The organism is Nocardia sp. NPDC051321, assembly GCF_044455225.1.
GTDB lineage: Bacteria > Actinomycetota > Actinomycetes > Mycobacteriales > Mycobacteriaceae > Nocardia.
On record NZ_JBITEM010000002.1, the window covers coordinates 486,686 to 507,814 of the forward strand.

Consider the following 21,129-nt stretch of genomic DNA (forward strand, 5'->3'; position numbering starts at 1 on the left):
CGGTCACCTGCAGCCATCCTATGGTCAACCATGGCACCCGAGATGTCGCGGCCGCGGACGGGATCGGTCTCCTCGCAGTCGGCCTGCTTGCGTTGCGTTGGGTGGCCTATGGGGTGGCGGTGCGGGCATTCGGGTCGAAGCCGCCGGGGATTTCGTAGACCACGCCGGTGAAGGTTGCGCCGAAGAGGCGGCCCGCCGAGAAGCCGGTCGTGCCTCGGCCGTAGGTGAGGACGCTGGTCATCGGGTTGCCGCTGCCGAGGACGCAGTACTGGTTCGGTGCGTCGATCCGGATGACCTGGCCTGCCGCATTGAGGGGGACCACCGGGCGGTCCAGCGAGTCCAGTGTCAGGCCGTCCGGCGCGGCGAGCGCGTCACCGCCGCCGAGATCGAGCAGTGACTGGGGCGCGCCCGGGTTGGCGGTGGGGATCCGGCTCACGCCCGGGTTGGCGAATGTCCTGCTGACGTACAGGTATTCGTCGTCCTTGCCGAGGACGGCGCCGTTCGCGCTCGGGAAGGACGTCCAATCGGCTTGGGCCACACCGTTCGGATAGACGCGGCCGACGAGGTTGCCGAAATCGTTGGTGGCGTAGACGGTTCCGTCCTGCGCGACATCCATGCCGTTCGCGGCGCTGAGCCCCGCGGCGAAGGGGCGGACCGCGCCGGTATCCGGATCGAGCTCGATGATCCCGGCATGGCGCAGCGTGTCGCCGACGAAAGAACGCGCGTCCGCGCCATAGCCGACCAGCAGTTTGTCGTCGGGTGTCCAGGCGAGTGCGCCGCCACCGCCGCTCGGCACGGTCGCGATGGGGACCGGTGCCGCGCCTGGCACGTCGATCCGGTACACCCGGCCGGTCGCCAGGTCTGTTGTATAGGCCCGGCCATGTGCGTCGACGGTGAGTCCCTCCAGCGCTCCGGGCAATGCCGCGGCCAGCACCGTCGGCTGGCCCGCACCGCCGCATACCGGTGCGGCGCTCGCCGCGGGCGCGGCAACCGCCGACAACGCGGCGAACGTCAGGGCCGCCACGGCGACCGTTGCCTTGTCCATGCTGCTCATTGCACACCTCGGCTGTCTGGTGATGGGTGCGATTCGCCGCCACGGAGCAGGAATCGCCGAATGGGCCTGGCGATCCAGTGCAGTATGCGCCCGTGCCATGGGAGATTCACGCACCATCGGTGATTCTGGCGTGGCATGTGCGAGACGATCAGCGCCGCACCGGGTTTGCGAGCGCACGGGTTACGCTTCGATGCGATCGGCCGAGGCGGCAGCAACGAGGTGCTTGTCGCCTCCGGTGCGAAGGGATGGTGCGGGATGAGTGACGAGGTGCAGACGCCGCCGTTCGCGGAGATCGTCAACGGGGCACTGGAATTCACCATTCCGGTCGCGCACCGGATGGGAGTGACGGCGGTCGAGGTACGGCCGGGCTTCGCGGCGACGACGGTGCCGATCGAGGGCAACGGCAACCACTTCGGCACCATGTACGCGGGCGTGCTGTTCACGGTCGCGGAAATCCTCGGCGGCGCGATCGCGATCGCCACGTTCGACAACTCCGCGTTCTATCCGCTGGTCAAGGATCTGCACGTGTTCTTCCGCAAGGCCGCGAAGACCGATGTGCGGGCCGAAGCGACCTTGCCCGCGGACGAGATCGCCAGGATCACCAAAGAGGCCGCCGCGAAAGGGAAGTCGGACTTCACCTTGCGGGCCGCCGTCACCGATGCCGACGGCGTACTCGTCGCGGAGACCGAGGGGCTTTATCAACTGCGGGCGCACGGTAAGTAGGAGATTGCGGATCCGTTCGTCCTGCGGGTTCGACGGATATTCGATGCGTGCACAGTGAAGTTTTCATTCGTGTCCCGCTGAGTGGGACGATCGACGCTCGGCGTGCGACCGAAGACACAATTTCTCAGTGATCTCGGGCACATAACGTAACAATTACCGTTCGGCTTGTCGTTTCCTTTTGCCTGCTCGTGATGCATAAACGAGATAACCCTCGACCAGCGGTCAAGGTTGTTCCGGCGTGATCGGAGCGTGATTCGCAGCGACTTCTTCGCTACCGTCGCCGGAGCCCGATCGATGACGGGCTCGAACTCGAACCGCTGAATGCCGGTAACCCTGTCCCGCGGTTCGAGGATCCCCTACCTACCTGGGGACAGGGACACGGCGAGCACGTGCCGTGCCGGTGGGCGCAGGCAGGAATTTCCTACATGTCGCATAACCGCAAGTTCAGCACCCGCGTCCTCGCCGCACTTGGCGCCCTCGTTGCCGTCCCCTTCGGCCTGTCCACCGCCACCGCGTCGGCCAACAACTGGGACGCCGTCGCACAGTGCGAGAGCGGCGGCAACTGGGGGACCGAGACCGGCAACGGCTTCTCCGGCGGCCTGCAGTTCACGCAGAGCACCTGGACCGCCAACGGCGGCGTCGGCAGCCCGAGCAACGCGAGCCGGGCCGAGCAGATCCGCGTCGCGGAGAACGTGCTCGCCACCCAGGGCCCCGGCGCCTGGCCCGTGTGCGGTGCCTACCTGTAAAGCCTTGACCGGCGCTTACCGCGAAAAGCGGTAGGCGCCGGGCTATTTCAGGGCGATCATTTGTTCGATGTAATTATGTGACGTCAGTCGTGTTTTCATTACGGATGAAATTGTTTTCGTAATTTCGAATTCAGATGCGTTGATCAAGCGTCTGGATGTTTCATCCCACGAATTAGAACTAGAACACGTTTCGGTCTCGTGTCGCGAAATGCCTGCGGCCGGTGGTGCCAATCACTAGCCTGTGGCCACCCGGTCCTTCGTGCCGGCTCGACGTAGAGCCGGACGAGATGCCGTGGCTAGAAAGGCATCTCGACCATGAGTTCCACCCAGACCGCCGCACCGCCCACCATTCTCACGGGCCTGTGGCAGCGCAAGCTACCGCACTATCCCGATACGCCCGCCCGCTCCTGGTATCTGACCGTTGTTGTCATCGCGTCGATCGGGCTCTACTACCAGTTGTTCGTTACCGGCGCGGTGGGCAATGAGCTGATCGCCTATTTCCACCTGTCGTTCGCCTACTTCGTCTGGATCTTCATCATCGGCGCCGCGTTCGGCGCGGCCGCCTCGGTGCTGGCCGGCCTGCTCGATCGGTGGGGCCGAGCGAACATCGTCGCCTACGGTGTGGTGATCTGTTCGCTGCTGACGCTGTTCGCGGTGCCCGCGACCACCACGAAGGAGCAGTATCTCTTCGTCTATGTCGTGGTGAGCATCGTCGAAGGCGCGGTGCTGGTGGCCACACCCGCGCTGATCAGAGACTTCTCGCCACAACTCGGCCGGGCCTCCGCGATGGGCTTCTGGACCCTCGGCCCGGTCATCGGCGCCCTGGTCACCACCCAGATCTCCACCCGCTCGCTGGACGCGCATCCGGACTGGCAGTACCACTACCGGCTGTGCGGGGTGATCTGCCTCGTCATTGCGGTGATCGCGCTGATCGGCCTGCGGGAACTCAGCCCGCGGCTGCGCGACCAGATCATGGTGTCACTGCGCGATCGGGCGCTGATCGAGGCGCGCGCCCGCGGACTCGACGTCGGCGCGCTGGAGCAGGGGCAGTGGCGGCAGATGCTGCGGCTCAATATCGTCGGCTCGGCGCTGGCCATCAGCCTGTTCCTGGCCTTCTTCTATACGATCGTGTCCTTCCTGCCCGTCTATATGGCGACGAACTTCGGCTTCAGCCCGGCCAAGGCCAACGCGCTCGGCAACTGGTACTGGACCGCCAACGCGGTCGCGCTGGTGCTGGCCGGGATCGCCTCGGACTTCCTCAAGGTGCGCAAGCCGTTCATGATCGCCGGGGCGGTGATCAGCGTGGTTGGCATGTATCTGTTCATCGGCTACACCGACAAGCCGGACACCGGCTACTACACCTTCGCCTGGGTGTTCGTCATCATCGCCGTCGGCACCGGCATCGCCTACTCGACCTGGATGGCCAGCTTCACCGAGACCGTCGAGGAGCGCAATCCGGCGGCGACCGCGGTGGGGCTCGCGGTGTGGGGCGGCACGCTGCGCAGTGTCGTCACCGTCGTGCTGTTCGGCTTGCTCGTGGTGGTGAACGCGGCCGGTCCGCTGGTCAATTACGGTCCGCGGCTGCAGGAGATTCAGGCGAAGTACGGCCCGCAGCTGGCGACCATTCAGCAGGTCGGCGCGGAAACCCTGGCGGCGCTGAGCAAGAACCCGAACGACCAGACTGCCCAAGTGGCGGCGCTGAACAAGCTGACCGGCGCGTCACCGGCCGAGATCCAGACGGCGTTCGGGCTCACTGCCCGATACTCCGAGGAACTCGCGACGATGCAGGCCATCGAACCGGCCACGCAGGCGACGCTCGCCGCGAACCCGGCCGACGGGAACGCCGGGCTCGCGGCGGTGGGGCAAGTCGCCAGGAAGTTCGACATCCCGGTCGATCAGGCGATCGCCCGGCTCACCGCCGTCCAGCAGATCCCGCCCGCCGACCTCGCTGTCCTCGGCACCGTGGGCTCGAAGCTCGCGCAGGCGGGAGCGCAACTCCAGTCGGTCGGCACCATCCCCGCCGACGACCAGGCTTACCTCGCCGCGCACGCGACCGAGGTGCAGCAGGCCAAGGCCGATTCGCCGCACCAGTGGGCACGCTGGTGGTGGATCTGTCTCATCGCCCAGATCGTGTTCCTGCCGTTCGTCTTCCTGATGGCAGGGCACTGGAGCCCGAAGAAGGCCGCGGCCGAGGCCGCCGCGCATGACCGGCTGGTGCAGCAGGAACTGGCGGAACTGACGCCGCTGCCTACCGCTCGGTAACCGGCGGGCTACTCGACGCCGAGGGTGACCTCGGTGGATTTGATCAGCACCTTGACCCGGACGCCGTCGGCGAGTTGGAGGTCGTCGACGGCGTCGCGGGTGATCGAGGAGGTGATCTCGTTACCGCCCGCGAGGCGGACCCGGACCACCGCCATGGCTTCGCCGCGGGTGACCGAGATGACGGTGCCGTCCATTTGGTTGCGGGTGCTCAGTCGCATGGCGGCGAGCATACGCAGGGCGAACCCGGCCGAGCGGGATATGCGGGCGGTGTCTAGCGGGGAATGGCGGAGGGCAGCGGGTGGTCCGGCTCGAGCGCGGGCAGGCCGTCGAGGCTGGTCGCGTTGTCGCCCGCGATGCGGCGGGCGAAATCGTCGTCGGTGCGGCGGCCGTGCAGCGCGTCGAGCACCGGGCGTTCGTCGATGAGTTCGAGGTAGGGGACCGAGTAACCGCAGGAGTCGGCGATCCGGTCGACGCTGACGACGATGGCGGCGCGCAGGCCCGGGTGCTGCAGGCCGAAATGCGGTCGCATGGCGTCGAATTCGGCGGAGTCGGGGCGCACCACGCGGCCGGTGCCGAAGAGCCGCAGGATCTTCGAGGTGCGGGTGAACGAGCAGAACATGATGGTGATGCGGCCGTTTTCGCGCAGGTGCGCGATGGTTTCCGAGCCGCTGCCGTATAGGTCGAGGTAGGCGACGGTGTGATCGTCGAGGACGGCGAAGGTGTCGCGGTAACCCTTGGGGGACAGGTTGACCCGTCCGCCGTCGACGGGTGCGGTCGCTACGAAGAACATAGACTGCTCGCCGATGAACTTGCGTAGCGCGTCATCGAGATGCGAGAAGACCTTCGCCATCAGGGCCCCTTCCCTAGTCGTCCCATGACAGGACTTGGGTTTCGAGCCTAACTCCGGGCGCGGGCCCCGATGGGCGGCTGAGGCTCAAATCACGTGGTCGGGGTGCCCGCTAGGCCCGCCAGAGTTGGTCTCCCGCGCGGGAGATGACGATGTTCGGCACCACCGCGTTGCGGGACAGACGGGTGATCGCGAGCACCATCTCGGCGATGTCGCCGGTGGTCAGCATGGCCGACTGGTCGAGCACGTCGCGTTTCCACGCGGTCATGTCGGTGTCCACGTAGCCGGGGGAGATGGCGGTCGCGCTGACGTCGTTGGCCGACTCCTCCAGCGAGATGGTTTCGCAGAGCGAGATCAGCGCGGCCTTGGTCGCGCCGTATGCGGCGAGTCCCGCTTCGCCCGCGACACCCGTAATGGAGGCAAGAGCAATGACCTTCGCGCCACGCTGGGGATCGTCCTGTGCGCTCTTGCGTAGCAGCGGGAGTGCGGCCTGGATGAGGGTGATGGGTGCGCGGAAGTTGACGTCGAGCATGCGTTCGTAGGTTTTCACCGGCATGTCCGCGACGGTTCCCGCGGTGCCGGTGCCCGCGCTGAGTACGAGGGCGTGCAGGCCGTCGAAGCGGTCGGCGTGTGCTTGCACGAGCGCGCGCACCTGGTCGAGGTCGTTCATCTGGGCGACAACGGGATTCACCTCGACGCCGGTCTCGTCGTGCAGCCGGGTCGCGGTTTCGGCGAGCACGTCCTTGTTTCTGGCGGCGATGCTCAGGTGGTAACCCTCGTGTGCCAGTCGGCGGGCCACCTCGGCACCGATGCCGCGCGAGCCGCCGGTCACCAGGGCGCTGCGGACGGTCATCCGAGCGTCTCCAGTCCGGCGTCGAGCAGCAGTGGCACGGCCGCGCCGATGGTGGCGAATCCGTCGCCCACCGTCTTGCCCGCGAGGAAACGCTGGTGAATGCCCTCCGCGATGACCGCCAGCTTGAAGTAGCCGAGGGCGCGATAGAAGGGGAGATGTTCCAGGGAGTAACCCGTCGCGGTGGCGTAGCGGTCGGCGATCTCGTCGACGGACAGGAAGCCGGGGTTGGCGCTCGGCGCGTGCCGGACGCCGAGCACCGGCTCGCAGCGGTCGTCCCAATAGACCTGGAGCAGGCCGAGATCGGCGAGCGGGTCGCCGAGGGTGGCCATCTCCCAGTCCACCACGGCCGCGATGGTGCCGAAGTCGGCGCGGTCGACGATCGTATTGTCCAGGCGGTAGTCGCCGTGCACGATGGTTTCGGCCGCTTGCTCCGGCAGTGCGGTGCGCAGTGCGTCGGTGAGCCGGTCGAGGGCGTCGAGTTCGCGGGTGGCGACGCGGTCCCACTGGCCGCGCCAGCGTTTGACCTGACGAGCGAGATATCCTGCGGGGCGGCCGAATTCGGCGAGGCCGACGGCGGTGTAGTCCACCGCGTGCAGCGCGGCCAAGGTGTCGATGAGGGCTGCCGAGCAGGCGCGAGCCTGCTCGGTGCCGAGGGCGGCGGTCTGGTCGCCGTCCTGCAGGACATGGCCGTCGACGAAGGCGACCACCGCGAACGGCACGCCGATCACCTCGGTGTCCTCGCACAACGCGATCGCCTGTGCGACAGGGACGTTCGTGTCTCGCAGGGCCGCGACGATGCGATATTCGCGGGCCATGTCGTGTGCGGTGGGGGTGAGCGGGCCGAGCGGTGGGCGGCGCAGCACCCAGTCGTTCGTTCCGTCGTTCAGGCGGTAGGTGAGGTTGGATTTGCCGCCCTTCAGCAGGGCCGCCGTCAATGGTCCGGCGGTCTGCGGCACGTGTGCCTCGAAATACCGTTGCAGCGCGGGGAGATCGAGGCCGGCCAGTGCCGCCGTCATCGGTGCGCCTTGGCGATGGCCGGGCCGCCGCTTCGTCTGATCGTCGGCGTCATCCGAGGCGCTCGATAATGGTGGCGTTGGCCAATCCGCCTGCCTCGCACATGGTTTGCAGGGCGTAGCGGCCGCCGGTCTGCTCGAGATGATTGACCATGGTGGCCAGGATACGGGTGCCGGAGGCGCCGAGTGGATGACCGAGGGCAATCGCGCCGCCGCGCGGGTTCAGCTTGGCCGGATCCGCGCCGAGTTCGCGCTGCCACACCAGCGGCACCGGCGCGAACGCCTCGTTCACCTCGTAGGCGTCGATGTCGTCGATGCTCAGCCCGGCTCGTTCCAGTACCTTGCGGGTGGCCGGGATGACGGCGGTGAGCATGAGCAACGGATCGTCGCCGACCACCGAGAACGCGTGGAACCGGGCGCGGGGACGCAGGCCAAGCTTGTTCGCCGCCTCCTCGCTCATGATCAACGCGGCCGAGGCGCCGTCGGTGAGCGGTGAGGAATTGCCCGGCGTGATCAGCCATTCGATCTCCGGGAACCGTTCGGTGAACCGCTCGTCCACGAACGCGGGCTTCAGCCCCGCCAATCCCTCGGCGGTCGTTGTCGGGCGGATGGTCTCGTCCGCGGTCAGGGTGCCCGCCGCGACCAGCTCGTTCGCGAACCCGCCCGCCGCGGCCGTTTCCGCGGCGAGCCGATGCGAGCGCGCGGCGAACTCGTCGAGCGCGGCGCGATCGAACTTCCATCGCGCGCTGATCACCTCCGCCGCGATACCTTGCTGCACAAGCCCTTCCGGATACCGATGCGCCAACGGCCCCTGATTCGGATCCTTGCCCTGTGCGTTCGAGAACATCGGTGCCCGGCTCATCGACTCCACGCCGCAGGCGATCGCGATGTCGTACGCGCCGGAGATCACGCCCTGCGCCGCGAAATGCGCCGCCTGCTGACTCGACCCGCACTGCCGATCCACCGTCGTCGCGGGCACCGACTCCGGAAACCCCGCGGCCAGCGCCGCCGTCCGACTGATGTTGAACGCCTGCTCCCCGCTCTGCGTCACACACCCGCCGACCACATCGTCGACCACCGCCGGATCCAGCCCGTTGCGCGTCACCAACTCGGCAAGCACCCCGGCGAGCAGCGTCGCCGGATGCACCTCCGACAACCCACCCCCGACCTTCCCCTTGCCCGACGGGGTACGAACGACATCGACGATGACGGCGGACCTCATAGCCCTCTCCGATCAGCTAAGTTAGTTGCGATTCTCGTCTAAGTTAACACGGATTCGCGGTCGGCTGTGCTGATCGACCAGGGCTGGACATGAGCTGCTCCGGGCGTACGGATGCTCGGCTAGTCGCCGAAGATTGCATCCAGCGAGCTGGCGACAATCGTTTTGTCCATCCAGGCTTCGAGCTGTTCGGTATCCGCGCAGGCGAGGATGTGGGCGCGGAGGTCATCGGGGACCACGAATCCGCGGGCGACAAGGGCGCGCATCAGCATCTTCGCCTCGCCTCTCGCTTCCCCTCTCGCCTCGCCTTGCTCGAGCAAGCCATCGACGAAGTCATCTCGGTAGGTATGGCTGGCCATGAGCTCCTCCAGGGCTTTTTTGGCCGCGTCCGTGGCGGCGTGCTGGACAAATCGAGTGTAAGTGGTGCGGGTCTCGCGATCGAGGGTGGCAAGTTTATCGAGGACCATCCGGCGGTTGCTGTCTTCGGTCAGGTCGAGGGCGTGGGTGAGGGCGGCGAGCACGGTGAGTTCTGGTGCGACGCCCGCGAAAGCGGGGTTCCTGGGATCCGGGGTGTTGTGTGGGCCGATGACGATGGGCTCGAGACTGAATCCTGGATGGCCGGTGTGGATGGTGCGGCGGCAGGCGCGGGCAGTGGCTCGACTCGCGGCGATGACGACCAGCACGGCATCGCAGTTGTGCTGGGATTGGGCTACCGCCACGTAGGCGGGCCAGGCCCTGCGTTTGCGGCGTTTCGGTGCGGCCGACTGGGATTCGGTGATGACGGCCAGCTTGCTGCCGTCGGTGCCGTGGAGCAGCGTCACGGCGTCGGCCCGGAATTCGGGTGGGTTACAGGTGGTGAGGTTGCTGTCGCTGACCGTCGCGGTCGCTCCGGCGGGTAGTTGGATGCCGGTATCGGCGAGCAGCGCGGCTGCTAATTGCGGGTTGTGGCGCAGCAATTCGAGAGGGACCTCGTGGCGGATGCTCGGCATGGCGGGAAGATTGTCACGGGCCACCGACAGGTTTCTGTGGCTCAGGTCGTCTCGGCCGAGACACACCGATTAGCTTCGCACACAGTTTATTTCGGCGTGTGATGGTAGGTGCTGGTGGCCGTGCGTGGGAGTGCGGATTACGCCGGATAGGTGTGTGTTTCAGTGGCTTTTACTGCGGCCCACAGTTGCAGGCCTGGGCGGAGGCGGAGGTCGGCGACGGTGGCGGGGGTGACGTCGGCGAGGACGGGTGGGGTGCCGTCGAGGCGGAGACGGATGGTGTGTGCGTGTTGTTCGATGCCGGCGATGGTGACCGGCCAGGCGTTGCGCTGGCTGCCGGTGGGGCGGTCGGGGTGCAGGCTGACGGCGGTGGGGGCGAAGGCGATGTGTACCGCGCCGCGGCCGGGTTCGGCGGCGGTGAGGGTGCCGCCGGTGTCGAGTTCGACGGTGGTGTCGTTGGCGATGCCGCGATAGAGGTTGAGGCCGACGAGATTCGCGACGTAGTCCGAGCGGGGACGGTGCGCGACTTCGCTCGGGGAACCTTCCTGGACGACGACGCCGTTTTCGAGGATGACGAGGCGGTCGGCCAGCACCATGGCGTCGAGCGGGTCGTGGGTCACCAGCACGGTGTGGCCGGGATAGTCGGCGAGGTGATGGGCGAGGTCGGAGCGCACGCGCAGGCGGGTGCTCGCGTCGAGTGCGGCCAACGGTTCGTCGAGTAGCAGCAGGGCGGGGTCGGTGGCGAGTGCGCGAGCAAGGGCGACGCGTTGGGCTTGACCGCCGGACAGCGCACGCGGTTTGGCCAGCAGGTGTTCCGAGAGGCCGACGCGGTCCAGCCATTCGCTGGCACGGGCTCGGGCCGCGGTGCGGCGCTCGCCCCTGGCACGCAGGCCGAACGCGACATTGTCCAGCGCACTCAGGTGGCCGAACAGCAGGTAGTCCTGGAAGACGACGCCGACCTCGCGCCGCTCGGCGGGTACGAACACCTTCGGCGGTGCGTCCCAAGTCTTTTCGCCGATCCGCAGCATACCGTCGGTCAACGGTGTCAGCCCGGCCAGCGTCCGCAACGCGGTGGTCTTACCCGCACCGTTGGGCCCCAGCAGGGCGACGACTTCGCCCGGCGCCACGGACAATTGGATGTCGAGCTCGAATTGCCCTCGAGTGACTCGCAATTGGGCATCGAGAGTCATACCACGCCCCGAATCCACCGCTCGCGCAACGCGACGAGCACGGCGACCGAGACCGTGAGCAGCACTAGGCTGAGCACGATCGCGTCCTCCGGATCGGCTTCGAGCGCCAGGTACACCGCAAGCGGCATGGTGGTCGTCTTTCCGGGGAAGTTGCCCGCGAACGTGATCGTGGCGCCGAATTCGCCGAGCGCCCGAGCCCAACACAGCACCCCGCCCGCGACCACGCCCGGCAGTACCGAGGGAAGCGTCACGCGCCGGAATGCCAGCCACCGCGACGCGCCCAGCGTCGCCGCCGCCTCCTCGAAGCGCGGATCCGCCGCGCGCAGTGCGCCTTCCACCGAGATCACCAGAAACGGCATCGCCACAAACGCTTCCGCGACAACGACGCCCGCCGTCGTGAAAGGCAATGAGACGCCGAACCATTCGTACAGGTATCGCCCGAACAACCCACGTCTACCGAGCACGAGCAAAAGCGCGACACCGCCGACCACGGGCGGCAGCACCAGCGGCACGGTGACCAGCGCCCGCAGCACCCCGCGTCCCGGCACCTCGCCGCGCGCGAGCAACCACGCCAACGGCACCCCGAATAGCAAGCACAGTAGCGTCGCGAGACTCGCGCACTGCAACGAAAGCCGAAGGGCCTGGCCAACTTCGGCGTTGAACAGCCGACTCGGCAGGCCGCGCCACGGCGTCCGCCACAGCAGTCCTGCCAGCGGAACGAGCAGAAACGTCAGCGCGCACAGCGCGGGCAGCACCAGCACGAGCGGTCGCCGCCCCTTGGCAACCCGTCGCCGCGGCACCCGTGTCACGGTGCGTCGAATCCTGCCTTGGCGAACACCGTCTTCGCCTGCTCGGACTGCACGAAGTCGACGAACGCCGCGGCCGCGGCCGGGTTCGGCGCGTGCGCGAGCGGCGCGACCGGGTAGTCGTTGATCGCCTTCGCTGCCTCGGGGAAGTCGATGCCCGCCACCTGGGCACCCGCGGACTGCACGTCGGTCCGGTACACCAGCGCCGCATCGACCTCGCCGAGCTTGACCTTCGTCAGCACCGCCTTCACGTCGGCCTCGCGGGTATCGGGCTGCGGGGTGACGCCCGCGACGTCGAACACCGTCTTGGCGGCGGCACCGCACGGCACCTGTTCGGCGCACAGCGCGATCTTCGGCTCGGTCTTGCCGAAGTCGGCCAGGCCGGTGATGTGGCCCGGGTTGCCCTTGGGCACCGCGATCTCCAGCCGGTTGCGCACGAAGGTGACCGGCGCGCCGGTCACCTCGCCCTTGTCCTGCACCTGCCGCATGTTCTTCGGCGCGGCCGAGGCGAAGACGTCGGCCGGGGCGCCCTGGTTGATCTGCTCGGCCAGCGCCGAACTGGCCGCGAAGCTGTAGACCACCTTGACGCCGGGGTGCGCGGCCTCGAACTGCTTGCCGAGCTCGGTGAAGGTCTCGGTCAGCGAGGCCGCGGCGAACACCGTGACGGTGCCGCCGACCTTGTCGGTGCCCGCGGGCGCCGCCTTGTCGTCGGAGCCGCAGCCGACCAGCGTCAGTGCGGCCACACCGGCAACGGCGGCGACGCTCAGCGAACGAATCATGGTCGACCTCATCAACTTTCCGGAATCTCGACGACGACGTGTGTCGACTTGACCGAGGCCACCGCGACGCTGCCCACCTCGAGCCCGAGCTCGTCGACCGACTCCCTGCTCAGCAGCGACACCAGCCGGAACGGTCCGGCCTGCATCTCGACCTGCGCCATCACGGTGTCCTTGAGCACCCGCGTGACGATGCCGCGCAGCCGATTGCGGGCGGACGCGGCCACGGTGACGCCCGGCTCCGGGGTCTCCGCGGTGGCCTGCAGGAATTCGGCCAGTTCCCGGCCGCGCACGCCCTTGCGTCCGTTGCCGAGCTGGATGGCGGTGAGCTTGCCCTGCTCGATCCACCGCCGCACGGTGTCGTCGCTGACACCCGCCAGCACCGCCACTTCACTGATCCGCAAATCCGACACGATCCGTAGTTTATTGACGCATCTGCGGAAAGCAAGTGGCAATCGGGGCGGCGTGACGGGCCCGGCCGGGTCGTGGTGCTCGTGGTTCGTCTCGACTGCGCGGCGGGCGGCGATCTCCGTCGCCATCGACACTGTGCGGTATCGCGACCGATTCTTCCGATATGTGGTTGTTGTGGTCGCTGTGGCGGAAATTCCGGTGAACTGTCTCACAACGGCCAGTGCCCGAATTATCGATGGGGTTCTTCGGGAGACGTTGAAATCCCTGTTGGACATATCATTTCGCGAACTATCCGCGCGTCATGTCGTGCCGATTCCGTCGATCGAAAGGCCCGGACGCCTCCCGCGATCATTACATTGGAGGGGATTTCGCAGTCCCATCTGATGGAGGAATTTCGGTGCCGATTATCGATCTGGGTTCGTCAGCGTTGAATCTCGCGAACGTCGTGACGTCCATTGCCGCCAACATCACCTACCTGTTGCAGGCCTGGCACGTCATCTAGTCGACCCCGTGACCCGGCGGCACCGCGGCATCCGCGTCGGCCGCCGGGCACAGTCGATGGATCGTCAGCGCCGCCGCGAGCAGCCGGGAGTCGTGCGGTTCGGTCGGATCGATGCCGGTGAGTTCCGCGATGCGGCGCAGGCGATAGCTGAACGTATTGGGATGGACGTGGATCTGCGCGGCCGCCGTCTTGCGATCCGAACCATGGCGCAGGTGTGCGTCCAGCGCATCGATCAAATGGGGGCTTGGCAGGATCGGCGCGATCCGCTGCACCAGTCGCTCCCGCGCCGGACCCGGCCTGGTGAGCTGGTGTTCGAGCAGTAGATCATCCAGGCGATAGACACCCGGCGGCCTGCCGAGCAGTCGGGCCAGTTCGGCTAGGTCGGTCGCCTCGCGCGCCGCCTCCGGCACGGATTCCCTGGCGACCGAACGATATTCGGCCACGAACACCGCGACACCGAACTGCTCGGCGAGCTCCGCCGCCAGGTGTTCGTAGCGCTGCTCAGCGCGGCCTGATTCGGACACGTTGGGCAGCAACGCGATTCCGGTCGAACCATCGAAGGTGGCCAGCGCGGTGGTGCCGGTGAGCCCGTCCAGCGCCCGCTGCAGGATCCTGATCCGGCGCCTGCTGATCAGCGTGGCCACGGTGCTCGGCTGCTCGCCGTGCCGAATGTGGATGGCCAGCACGGTATATCGCTCGGCCAGCGCGGTATCGGCCCGCGCGGCAAGCTCTTCGGCCGGTAACCCGCCGAGCAGCGCGGCGCACAGCGCGCGCCGGGCTTCGCGCTCGGCGTTGTAGATCGATTGTTCGACCTCGGTATAGGTCTCGACGACGGTGACATTGATGTGCATCAGCAGGTCGAGCAGCCGGCCGCCGATGGCGGTCAGCTCGTGCATCTCCGCCGTCGTGGCCAGCGCCACCGCCTCCTGCAGTACCGATTGCGCGGAGCCGTGGATGGCCTCGATCAACAGTGGCAGCGGAATCCGGTCCTCCGCGTGCCGTTGCGCCACCGGGACGACGAAGCCCGCGACCTGCGCTTTGGTGAACTCGCGCTGCTCGCCGATGGCCTGCAGCACGGCCCGGCCGCACGCGTAGATCGCGGGCAGCACCTCGGCGGTGAAATGTCCCTCGGGCAGATCCGCGGCGGGCGGGGTGGCGCCGAGCCCCGCGGCCAGCATGCGTTCGGAGATCTGCGGCCAGCGGGCGAGCAGCCGAGTGACCAGGGGCGTGCTGCCGGTCGGCAGAGATAGGGCGAGGGACATGAACCGATTGTTTCCAACGACAGGTTTCGCGGCAAGGTAACCCATACATCGACCGGAACTTTGTCTCTGGCAACAACTTCGCGTGGACATTCTCTCTCCGGCGTGCAGTGACAACGGCATGGCAGCGTCGTTCGCGGCCCGATTCCGCTCGGCCGATACGGCGTCGATGCATCGAAGACGCGGCACAGCACGGCCTGAGCACGGTCACGCACTCGATGAAGAAAGATCGGTGCGCGAATTGTGTTCCGCGACAATTCCTTTCCCGTCAGTGGATTGCTAGCTTGACGGTGGACAAATCGCGATGACCCCGGCCGCCGTTCGAGAGGGATGACCACCATGAGCGCCGACCCCGCGCCGGGCGTCACCGGTCCACTGGTCGAGCCGCGCCGCACTGATCCGATACCGCCCGAGGCGGATCCGTTCTACGCACCGCCGCCCACGCTCGAGCAGCTGCCGCCCGGCGGCATCGTCCGCTCGAGGGAGGTCGAGATCGCGTTGTTCGGTCTTGTGCCGCAGCGCATCTCGGCCTGGCAGTTGCTCTACCGGACCTGCGACCTGGACAACGTCCCCGAGGTCGCGGTCACGACCGTGCTCTTGCCGTGGGGCGCCGACCCCGCGGCACCGCGCCCGCTCGTCTCGTTCCAGTGCGCGATCGATGCCGTCGCCTCGAAATGCCTTCCCTCCTACGCACTTCGGCGCGGCGCTCGGGCGGTCGGGTCGATTCCGCAACTGGAGCTGCCACTCGTGGCCAGCGCGCTGGCCCGTGGCTGGGCGGTGTCGGTGCCCGATCACGGCGGAACCGGGGGCCGGTTCGGGGTGGCGCGCGAACCGGGCTACCGTGCGCTCGACGCGATTCGCGCCAGCTTGGCGTTCGTACCACTTGGGCTCGCCGCGACCACTCCCGTTGCGCTGTGGGGCTATTCGGGCGGCGGCTTGGCCACCGCGTGGGCCGCGGAACTCGCCGCCGAATACGCTCCGGAACTAGATATCGTCGGCGCGGTAGCCGCCTCGCCGGTCGGTGACCCGGCCGCCGCCTTCGTCCGCCTCAACGGCTCACTGTTCGCCGGCTTCGCCGCCGTGTTCACCGCGGGCCTGCGCCGCGCCTATCCCGACCTCGACCTCCTGCTGCGCACCCACCTGGACGCGCGCTATCTCGGCTGGCTCGCGCAGACCGAGACCACCGCGACGTTCCAGCTGCTGTACCGCTTCGCCCGCCGCGACCTCGACAAACATTGTCGCGGCGGCCTTACGGCACTGCTGGAGGCACCGGAACTCCAGCGAGTCCTCGGCGACATCCAGCCCGGCCGCCGAACCCCGGCCATGCCGATGCTCATCCTGCAGGGCGTTTACGACGAGGTCATCGCGGTCGCCGACGTCGACGCCCACGTCGACCGCTACCGCGCGGCGGGCGCCGACGTGCGCTACCTCCGCGACCGCCTCAGCACCCATCTGCTGCTGCAGTACATCGCCCTGCCAGTGATGATCGACTGGCTCGCCGATCGCTTCGCCCGCCGTACACCCGCCCCGGCCGCCACCGAAACCGTCTGGTCACTCGCCCTCTCGCGCAGCGCCATCGCCGGTCATCTCGACTTCGCTCGCGTCCTCGCCCGGATGCTCTTCGCCCGCGCGATTCGAGCAATGCGGCAGGCGGATAGCATTCCGCGCCCGGCGGTTCACCTTGTCCATAACCCTCTCGATAGCACCGCCGCACCCTCGGTCTGATCGCGAGAATGTCCTGTCCGAAGTTCTGCTGCGGGCCGCTGGTGGATCGGCCGCCGTACGCCCCCCGACCCGGTCGAGCCGGGTGCGCCTATCCCGGCTGCCCGCGCTGAAGTTTGTGTGTCCGATCACGAATGTCCGGCTTTTGCTCTAGCGTGGGCACGATTGGTGCCGAGAGGGGCTGTGGATGCGTAGCGGGATGTTGAGTCTGGCGCGGTTGCGGGAACTGGTCGCGGTCGGGGAGATCGATACGGTGTTGGTCGCGATGACCGACATGCAGGGTCGTTTGCAGGGAAAGCGTTGCGCGGCACAGTATTTCCTGGACGAGGTGGTGCACCACGCGACCGAGGCGTGCAACTATCTGCTTGCCGTCGACGTGAATATGGCGACGGTCGACGGATACGCGATCTCGTCGTGGGACACCGGCTATGGGGACTTCGTGCTGCGGCCTGACCTGACCACGATGCGCCTGGTGCCGTGGTGGCCGGGCACCGCGCTGGTGCTGTGCGATGTCGAGAAGGTATCGCCGGAAGGCGAGCCCGTCGGTGTGTCGCCGCGGCAGGTGCTGCGCGCGCAACTGGACCGGCTGGCCGAGCGGGGACTGCGCGCGTTCGTCGGGACCGAACTCGAATTCCTGGTGTTCGACGACAGTTACGAGGCGGCGTGGTCGGCGGGCTATCGCGACCTGCGCCCGGCCAACCAGTACAACGTCGATTACTCGCTGCTCGGCACCGGACGCATCGAGCCGCTGCTGCGCCGCATCCGCACCGAAATGGACGGTGCGGGAATGTATGTCGAGTCAGCCAAGGGCGAGTGCAACCCCGGTCAGCACGAGATCACCTTCCGCTTCGACGAGGCGCTGACCACCTGCGACAACCACAGCATCTATAAGACCGGCGCGAAGGAAATCGCCGCCCAGGAGGGGCGCAGCCTCTCGTTCATGGCGAAATACGATGAGCGCGAGGGCAACTCGTGTCACATTCACCTCAGCCTGCGCGGTGAATCCGGCGAGGCCGTGCTGGCCGGCGACGAGGCCAACGGATTCTCGCCGCTCATGCGGCATTTCGTCGCGGGCCAGCTGGACTGCCTGCGTGAGTTCACCTATCTGCTCGCGCCGAACATCAACTCCTACAAGCGATTCGTGCCGGGCAGCTTCGCGCCGACCGCGGTCGCCTGGGGCCGCGACAACCGGACCTGCGCGCTGCGCGTGGTCGGGCACGGGCAGTCGCTGCGGCTGGAGAACCGGGTGCCAGGCGGCGACGTGAATCCCTATCTCGCCGTGGCCGCCGCCATCGCGGCCGGGCTGCACGGCATCGAGCATCGGCTGCCGCTGGAGCCGGAGTTCACCGGCAACGCCTATCGATCGGAGCGGCCGAGGGTGCCGCGCACGCTGCGCGAGGCCGCGCAGCTCTTCGGGGACAGCAAGGTGGCGCGGACCGCGTTCGGTGATGATGTAGTGGAGCACTACCGCAACGCGGCGAAGGTCGAGCTGGACGCCTTCGACGCCGCCGTCACCGACTGGGAGCGAATTCGTGGATTCGAACGACTCTGAGGCTTCACCCACTGGAGTTGTGCATACCGGGCCGCGTCCCGTGATCGGCCTGCCGACCTACCTGGAGCCCGCGCGTTTCGGCTCGTGGAATGTCGACAGTGCCGTGCTGCCCGCCAGCTATGTCCAGATGGTGGCGGAGGCGGGCGGCATCCCGGTCTTGCTGCCGCCGATCGGAGTCGCCCGGCCGGAGCTGGTGGCGCGGCTCGACGGGCTGGTGCTGACCGGCGGGGCCGACGTGTCACCTGCGCGATACGGCGCGGTGGAGCACGCGCTCACCTACACCCGGCCCGATCGGGACGAGTCCGAGTTCGAGCTGTACGCGCTGGCGCGGGCGGCGGCGCTGCCGGTTCTCGCGGTGTGCCGCGGCCTGCAGATCGTGAACGTCGCGTTGGGCGGCACGCTGAGTCAACATCTGCCCGACCTCGTCGGGCACGCCGAGCATTCGGGCACCGTTGGCGGCTTCACCGTCACCGAGGTGGTGACCGTGGCCGGCAGCAAGGTCGCCGCGATCGCCGGGCCACAGGTGAAGGCCAACTGCCATCATCATCAGGCGATCGACGTGCTTGCCGCGGAATTGGTGGCTACCGCGCACGCGGCGGACGGCACCATCGAGGCGGCGGAAACGCCGGACGGCCCGTTCCTCGTCGGCGTGCAATGGCATCCGGAGGTGGACACGGTCGACCGCCGATTGATCAGGGCGCTGGTGGTGGCGGCCGAAGACTATCGAAGGGAGCGGAATTCGTGACGACAGCGCAGGTGGTCAACCCGGCGACCGAGCAGGTGGTTGCGCGGGTCGACTTGCTCGGCGAAGCCGAGACCGACGCCGCGATCGAGCGGGCGCAGCGGGCGGCGGCGGGATGGCGCGAGGTGGCCCCTGGCGATCGGGCCCGGCTGCTGCGCCGGTTCGCCGAAGCCGTCGACGCGGATCTGGAGCGGCTGGCCCAGCTGGAGGTCGCCAACTCCGGGCACACCATCGGCAATGCGCGCTGGGAGGCGGGCAATGTCCGTGACGTGCTGCACTATGCGGCCGGTATCCCAGAACGGTTGCTCGGCAACCAGATTCCGGTGGCGGGCGGTGTCGACATCACCTTCCACGAGCCGCTCGGCGTGGTCGGGGTGATCGTGCCGTGGAACTTTCCGATGCCGATCGCGGCGTGGGGCTTCGGGCCCGCGTTGGCGGCGGGGAACACGGTCGTGCTCAAGCCCGCCGAATTGACGCCGTTGACCGCGATCCGGCTCGGCGAGCTCGCACTCGAAGCCGGCCTGCCGGAATACGTCTTTCAGGTCTTGCCCGGCAAGGGTTCGGTGGTCGGGCAGCGGTTCGTGACCCATCCCGCCGTGCGCAAAGTGGTGTTCACCGGTTCCACCGAGGTGGGCACCCAGATCATGGCCGGTTGCGCGCAGCAGGTGAAGCGGGTGACGCTGGAGCTCGGCGGCAAGAGCGCGAACATCGTGTTCGCCGATGCCGATCTGGAGCGGGCGGCGGCCACCGCGCCGTACGGTGTGTTCGACAATGCCGGCCAGGATTGCTGTGCCCGGTCGCGAATCCTGGTCCAGCGCAGTGTCTTCGATAAGTTCTTGGCGCTGCTGGAGCCCGCGGTCCGCGGGGTGAAGGTGGGTGATCCGGCGCTGGAATCCACCGAGATGGGGCCGCTGATCTCCGCCGCGCACCGCGAGCGAGTCGCCGCGTATATCGAGCCGTCGACCAAGGTCGCGTTCACCGGCGAGCGGCCCGACGGCCCCGGATTCTGGTATCCGCCAACGGTTGTGCTGCCGGACGCGCCTAACGATCGGGTGCTCACCGAGGAGGTGTTCGGTCCGGTTGTCGCGGTGCTCCCGTTCGAGGACGAGGCCGACGCCATCCGGATCGCCAACGACACCGAGTACGGGTTGTCCGGATCGATCTGGACCAACGATGTCGGCCGAGCGCTGCGGGTCTCCCGCGCTGTCGAGGCCGGAAATCTGTCGGTGAATTCGCATTCCTCCGTGCGGTATTGGACGCCGTTCGGCGGTTTCAAGCAGTCCGGGCTCGGCCGTGAACTCGGCCCCGACGCGGCGCTCGCGTTCACCGAAACCAAGAACGTCTTCATCGCCACGTAGTTAACGCCGAACTCACCCGGGCCGGCTCCGTCGGCCTACCGCCCCCTACTTTGACAGGAGATGCCTTGCAGCGCTTACAGGATCGAGTCGCCGTCGTTACCGGCGGCGGGAGCGGCATCGGCCTTGCCACGGTCCGCCGCTTCGCCGCCGAGGGGGCGAAGGTCGTAGTCGCCGACATCGACGCCACCACCGGCGCGGCGGCAGCCACCGAGGTCGGCGGCTTGTACGTCAAGGTTGATGTGACCGACGAGGCGCAGGTCGAAGGACTGTTCCAGACCGCGGTCGATAACTGTGGCGGGCTCGATATCGCCTTCAACAACGCGGGAATCTCACCGCCGGAAGATGATTCGATCCTCACCACCGGCCTCGACGCGTGGCGGCGGGTCCAGGAGGTCAACCTGACCTCGGTGTACCTGTGCAGCAAATACGCGATCCAGCACATGCTGGAGCGTGGCAAGGGGTCGGTCATCAACACCGCCTCGTTCGTCGCGGTGATGGGCGCGGCCACCTCGCAGATCTCCTACACCGCCTCCAAGGGTGGTGTCCTCGCGATGAGCCGGGAACTCGGAGTTCAGTTCGCCCGCAACGGCATCCGGGTCAACGCGCTCTGCCCCGGACCGGTGAACACGCCGCTGCTGCAGGAACTGTTCGCCAAGGATCCGGAGCGGGCCGCCCGCCGCCTGGTACATATCCCGACGGGACGCTTCGCCGAACCCGAGGAGATCGCCGCCGCTGTCGCGTTTCTCGCCAGCGATGACGCCTCGTTCATCACGGCATCGCAGTTCTTGGTGGACGGTGGCATCTCCGGCGCCTATGTGACGCCGTTGTAGAACTGGTTAAAAGTGAACTCCCGCAACACTTCCTGGGGAAGGTTGCGGGAGTTCACTGCGGTCGGCCGCGCGAGCGCGGTGTGTCGCGGCGCGACCCGACGCCGGGGGGTCTAGGGCGTCGCCGATGAAGCCGCACGAGGCTTCAGCAAGTTGTTCAGTTCGGTCAGGCTTTGGGTCAGCCTCTCCACGTTGGCCGCAAGCCCGGGGTCTGCTGGGCTACCAGCACCGCCCGATTTCAACGGGTCGCTTTGCTGGGCCGGGCTGCCTCCGGTGCCTGC

Annotated in this window: 20 protein-coding genes; 8 read left to right on the plus strand and 12 right to left on the minus strand. The window is 67.6% G+C overall.

Annotation, left to right across the window (positions count from 1 at the left end):
* Positions 1 to 106 precede the first annotated feature (106 nt).
* On the minus strand, positions 107 to 1,054 hold the full coding sequence (locus ACIA8C_RS06340; RefSeq protein ID WP_397131497.1) for an SMP-30/gluconolactonase/LRE family protein: 948 nt from the start codon (positions 1,052 to 1,054) through the stop codon (positions 107 to 109).
* A gap of 135 nt (positions 1,055 to 1,189) precedes the next feature.
* Here ACIA8C_RS06340 and ACIA8C_RS06345 point away from each other — a divergent pair, with 135 nt between their 5' ends.
* The 3 genes from ACIA8C_RS06345 to ACIA8C_RS06355 all read left to right on the plus strand — a co-directional run bounded on the left by ACIA8C_RS06345 (position 1,190) and on the right by ACIA8C_RS06355 (position 4,785).
* Positions 1,190 to 1,777 carry a PaaI family thioesterase gene (locus tag ACIA8C_RS06345; protein WP_397131499.1) on the plus strand — a complete coding sequence of 196 codons (588 nt, stop codon included), beginning with the start codon at positions 1,190 to 1,192 and terminating at the stop codon, positions 1,775 to 1,777.
* Positions 1,778 to 2,202: 425 nt separating this feature from the next.
* Positions 2,203 to 2,523 carry a transglycosylase family protein gene (locus ACIA8C_RS06350; protein WP_397131502.1) on the plus strand — a complete coding sequence of 107 codons (321 nt, stop codon included), beginning with the start codon at positions 2,203 to 2,205 and terminating at the stop codon, positions 2,521 to 2,523.
* 315 nt (positions 2,524 to 2,838) lie between these two features.
* On the plus strand, positions 2,839 to 4,785 hold the full coding sequence (locus ACIA8C_RS06355) for an MFS transporter (protein WP_397131504.1): 1,947 nt from the start codon (positions 2,839 to 2,841) through the stop codon (positions 4,783 to 4,785).
* Between the two features lie 8 nt (positions 4,786 to 4,793).
* On the opposite strand, the gene ACIA8C_RS06360 is transcribed toward ACIA8C_RS06355, so the two are convergent.
* The 11 genes from ACIA8C_RS06360 to ACIA8C_RS06410 all read right to left on the minus strand — a co-directional run bounded on the left by ACIA8C_RS06360 (position 4,794) and on the right by ACIA8C_RS06410 (position 14,650).
* Positions 4,794 to 5,003 carry a molybdopterin-binding protein gene (locus ACIA8C_RS06360; protein WP_397131506.1) on the minus strand — a complete coding sequence of 70 codons (210 nt, stop codon included), beginning with the start codon at positions 5,001 to 5,003 and terminating at the stop codon, positions 4,794 to 4,796.
* A gap of 53 nt (positions 5,004 to 5,056) precedes the next feature.
* Positions 5,057 to 5,635, minus strand: a complete 579-nt coding sequence (locus ACIA8C_RS06365) for a pyridoxamine 5'-phosphate oxidase family protein (protein ID WP_397131508.1) — start codon at positions 5,633 to 5,635, stop codon at positions 5,057 to 5,059.
* Positions 5,636 to 5,744: 109 nt separating this feature from the next.
* Positions 5,745 to 6,485: an SDR family NAD(P)-dependent oxidoreductase gene (locus tag ACIA8C_RS06370; RefSeq protein ID WP_397131510.1), complete on the minus strand. Its 741-nt coding sequence runs from the start codon at positions 6,483 to 6,485 to the stop codon at positions 5,745 to 5,747.
* A complete protein-coding gene (locus tag ACIA8C_RS06375) occupies positions 6,482 to 7,501 on the minus strand; it encodes a phosphotransferase family protein (RefSeq protein WP_397131512.1) in 1,020 nt (339 codons plus the stop codon). Before ACIA8C_RS06375 ends, ACIA8C_RS06370 begins: the two co-directional genes overlap by 4 nt.
* Before the next feature lie 49 nt (positions 7,502 to 7,550).
* The gene (locus ACIA8C_RS06380; RefSeq protein ID WP_397131514.1) at positions 7,551 to 8,720 is read right to left on the minus strand and encodes a thiolase family protein; all 1,170 of its coding nucleotides are present in this window, start codon (positions 8,718 to 8,720) and stop codon (positions 7,551 to 7,553) included.
* Between the two features lie 119 nt (positions 8,721 to 8,839).
* Positions 8,840 to 9,706 (minus strand): hypothetical protein, encoded by an 867-nt coding sequence (locus ACIA8C_RS06385; protein WP_397131516.1) that lies wholly within the window; start codon positions 9,704 to 9,706, stop codon positions 8,840 to 8,842.
* Positions 9,707 to 9,843: 137 nt separating this feature from the next.
* Entirely contained in the window at positions 9,844 to 10,893 is a 1,050-nt protein-coding gene (locus tag ACIA8C_RS06390; protein WP_397131518.1) for an ABC transporter ATP-binding protein, read from the minus strand.
* Positions 10,890 to 11,702, minus strand: coding sequence for a molybdate ABC transporter permease subunit (modB, locus tag ACIA8C_RS06395; RefSeq protein WP_397131520.1), 813 nt, complete (start codon positions 11,700 to 11,702; stop codon positions 10,890 to 10,892). The genes ACIA8C_RS06390 and modB overlap by 4 nt, the downstream gene beginning before the upstream one ends.
* Complete coding sequence (modA, locus tag ACIA8C_RS06400) at positions 11,699 to 12,478, minus strand: molybdate ABC transporter substrate-binding protein (RefSeq protein ID WP_397131522.1); 780 nt, start codon at positions 12,476 to 12,478, stop codon at positions 11,699 to 11,701. Before modA ends, modB begins: the two co-directional genes overlap by 4 nt.
* An 11-nt stretch (positions 12,479 to 12,489) precedes the next feature.
* Entirely contained in the window at positions 12,490 to 12,888 is a 399-nt protein-coding gene (locus tag ACIA8C_RS06405; protein ID WP_397131524.1) for a molybdopterin-binding protein, read from the minus strand.
* Between the two features lie 496 nt (positions 12,889 to 13,384).
* Positions 13,385 to 14,650, minus strand: a complete 1,266-nt coding sequence (locus tag ACIA8C_RS06410) for a PucR family transcriptional regulator (protein ID WP_397131526.1) — start codon at positions 14,648 to 14,650, stop codon at positions 13,385 to 13,387.
* 336 nt (positions 14,651 to 14,986) lie between these two features.
* Here ACIA8C_RS06410 and ACIA8C_RS06415 point away from each other — a divergent pair, with 336 nt between their 5' ends.
* The 5 genes from ACIA8C_RS06415 (at position 14,987) to ACIA8C_RS06435 (ending at position 20,851) form a co-directional block, all read left to right on the plus strand.
* On the plus strand, positions 14,987 to 16,372 hold the full coding sequence (locus ACIA8C_RS06415; protein WP_397131528.1) for a lipase family protein: 1,386 nt from the start codon (positions 14,987 to 14,989) through the stop codon (positions 16,370 to 16,372).
* A gap of 184 nt (positions 16,373 to 16,556) precedes the next feature.
* Entirely contained in the window at positions 16,557 to 17,921 is a 1,365-nt protein-coding gene (locus tag ACIA8C_RS06420) for a glutamine synthetase family protein (protein WP_397131530.1), read from the plus strand.
* 19 nt (positions 17,922 to 17,940) lie between these two features.
* Complete coding sequence (locus tag ACIA8C_RS06425; protein WP_397131532.1) at positions 17,941 to 18,666, plus strand: gamma-glutamyl-gamma-aminobutyrate hydrolase family protein; 726 nt, start codon at positions 17,941 to 17,943, stop codon at positions 18,664 to 18,666.
* On the plus strand, positions 18,663 to 20,021 hold the full coding sequence (locus ACIA8C_RS06430; RefSeq protein WP_397131534.1) for an aldehyde dehydrogenase family protein: 1,359 nt from the start codon (positions 18,663 to 18,665) through the stop codon (positions 20,019 to 20,021). Before ACIA8C_RS06425 ends, ACIA8C_RS06430 begins: the two co-directional genes overlap by 4 nt.
* 50 nt (positions 20,022 to 20,071) lie before the next feature.
* Positions 20,072 to 20,851: a 3-oxoacyl-ACP reductase gene (locus tag ACIA8C_RS06435; RefSeq protein ID WP_397131536.1), complete on the plus strand. Its 780-nt coding sequence runs from the start codon at positions 20,072 to 20,074 to the stop codon at positions 20,849 to 20,851.
* Positions 20,852 to 21,129: the final 278 nt, after the last annotated feature.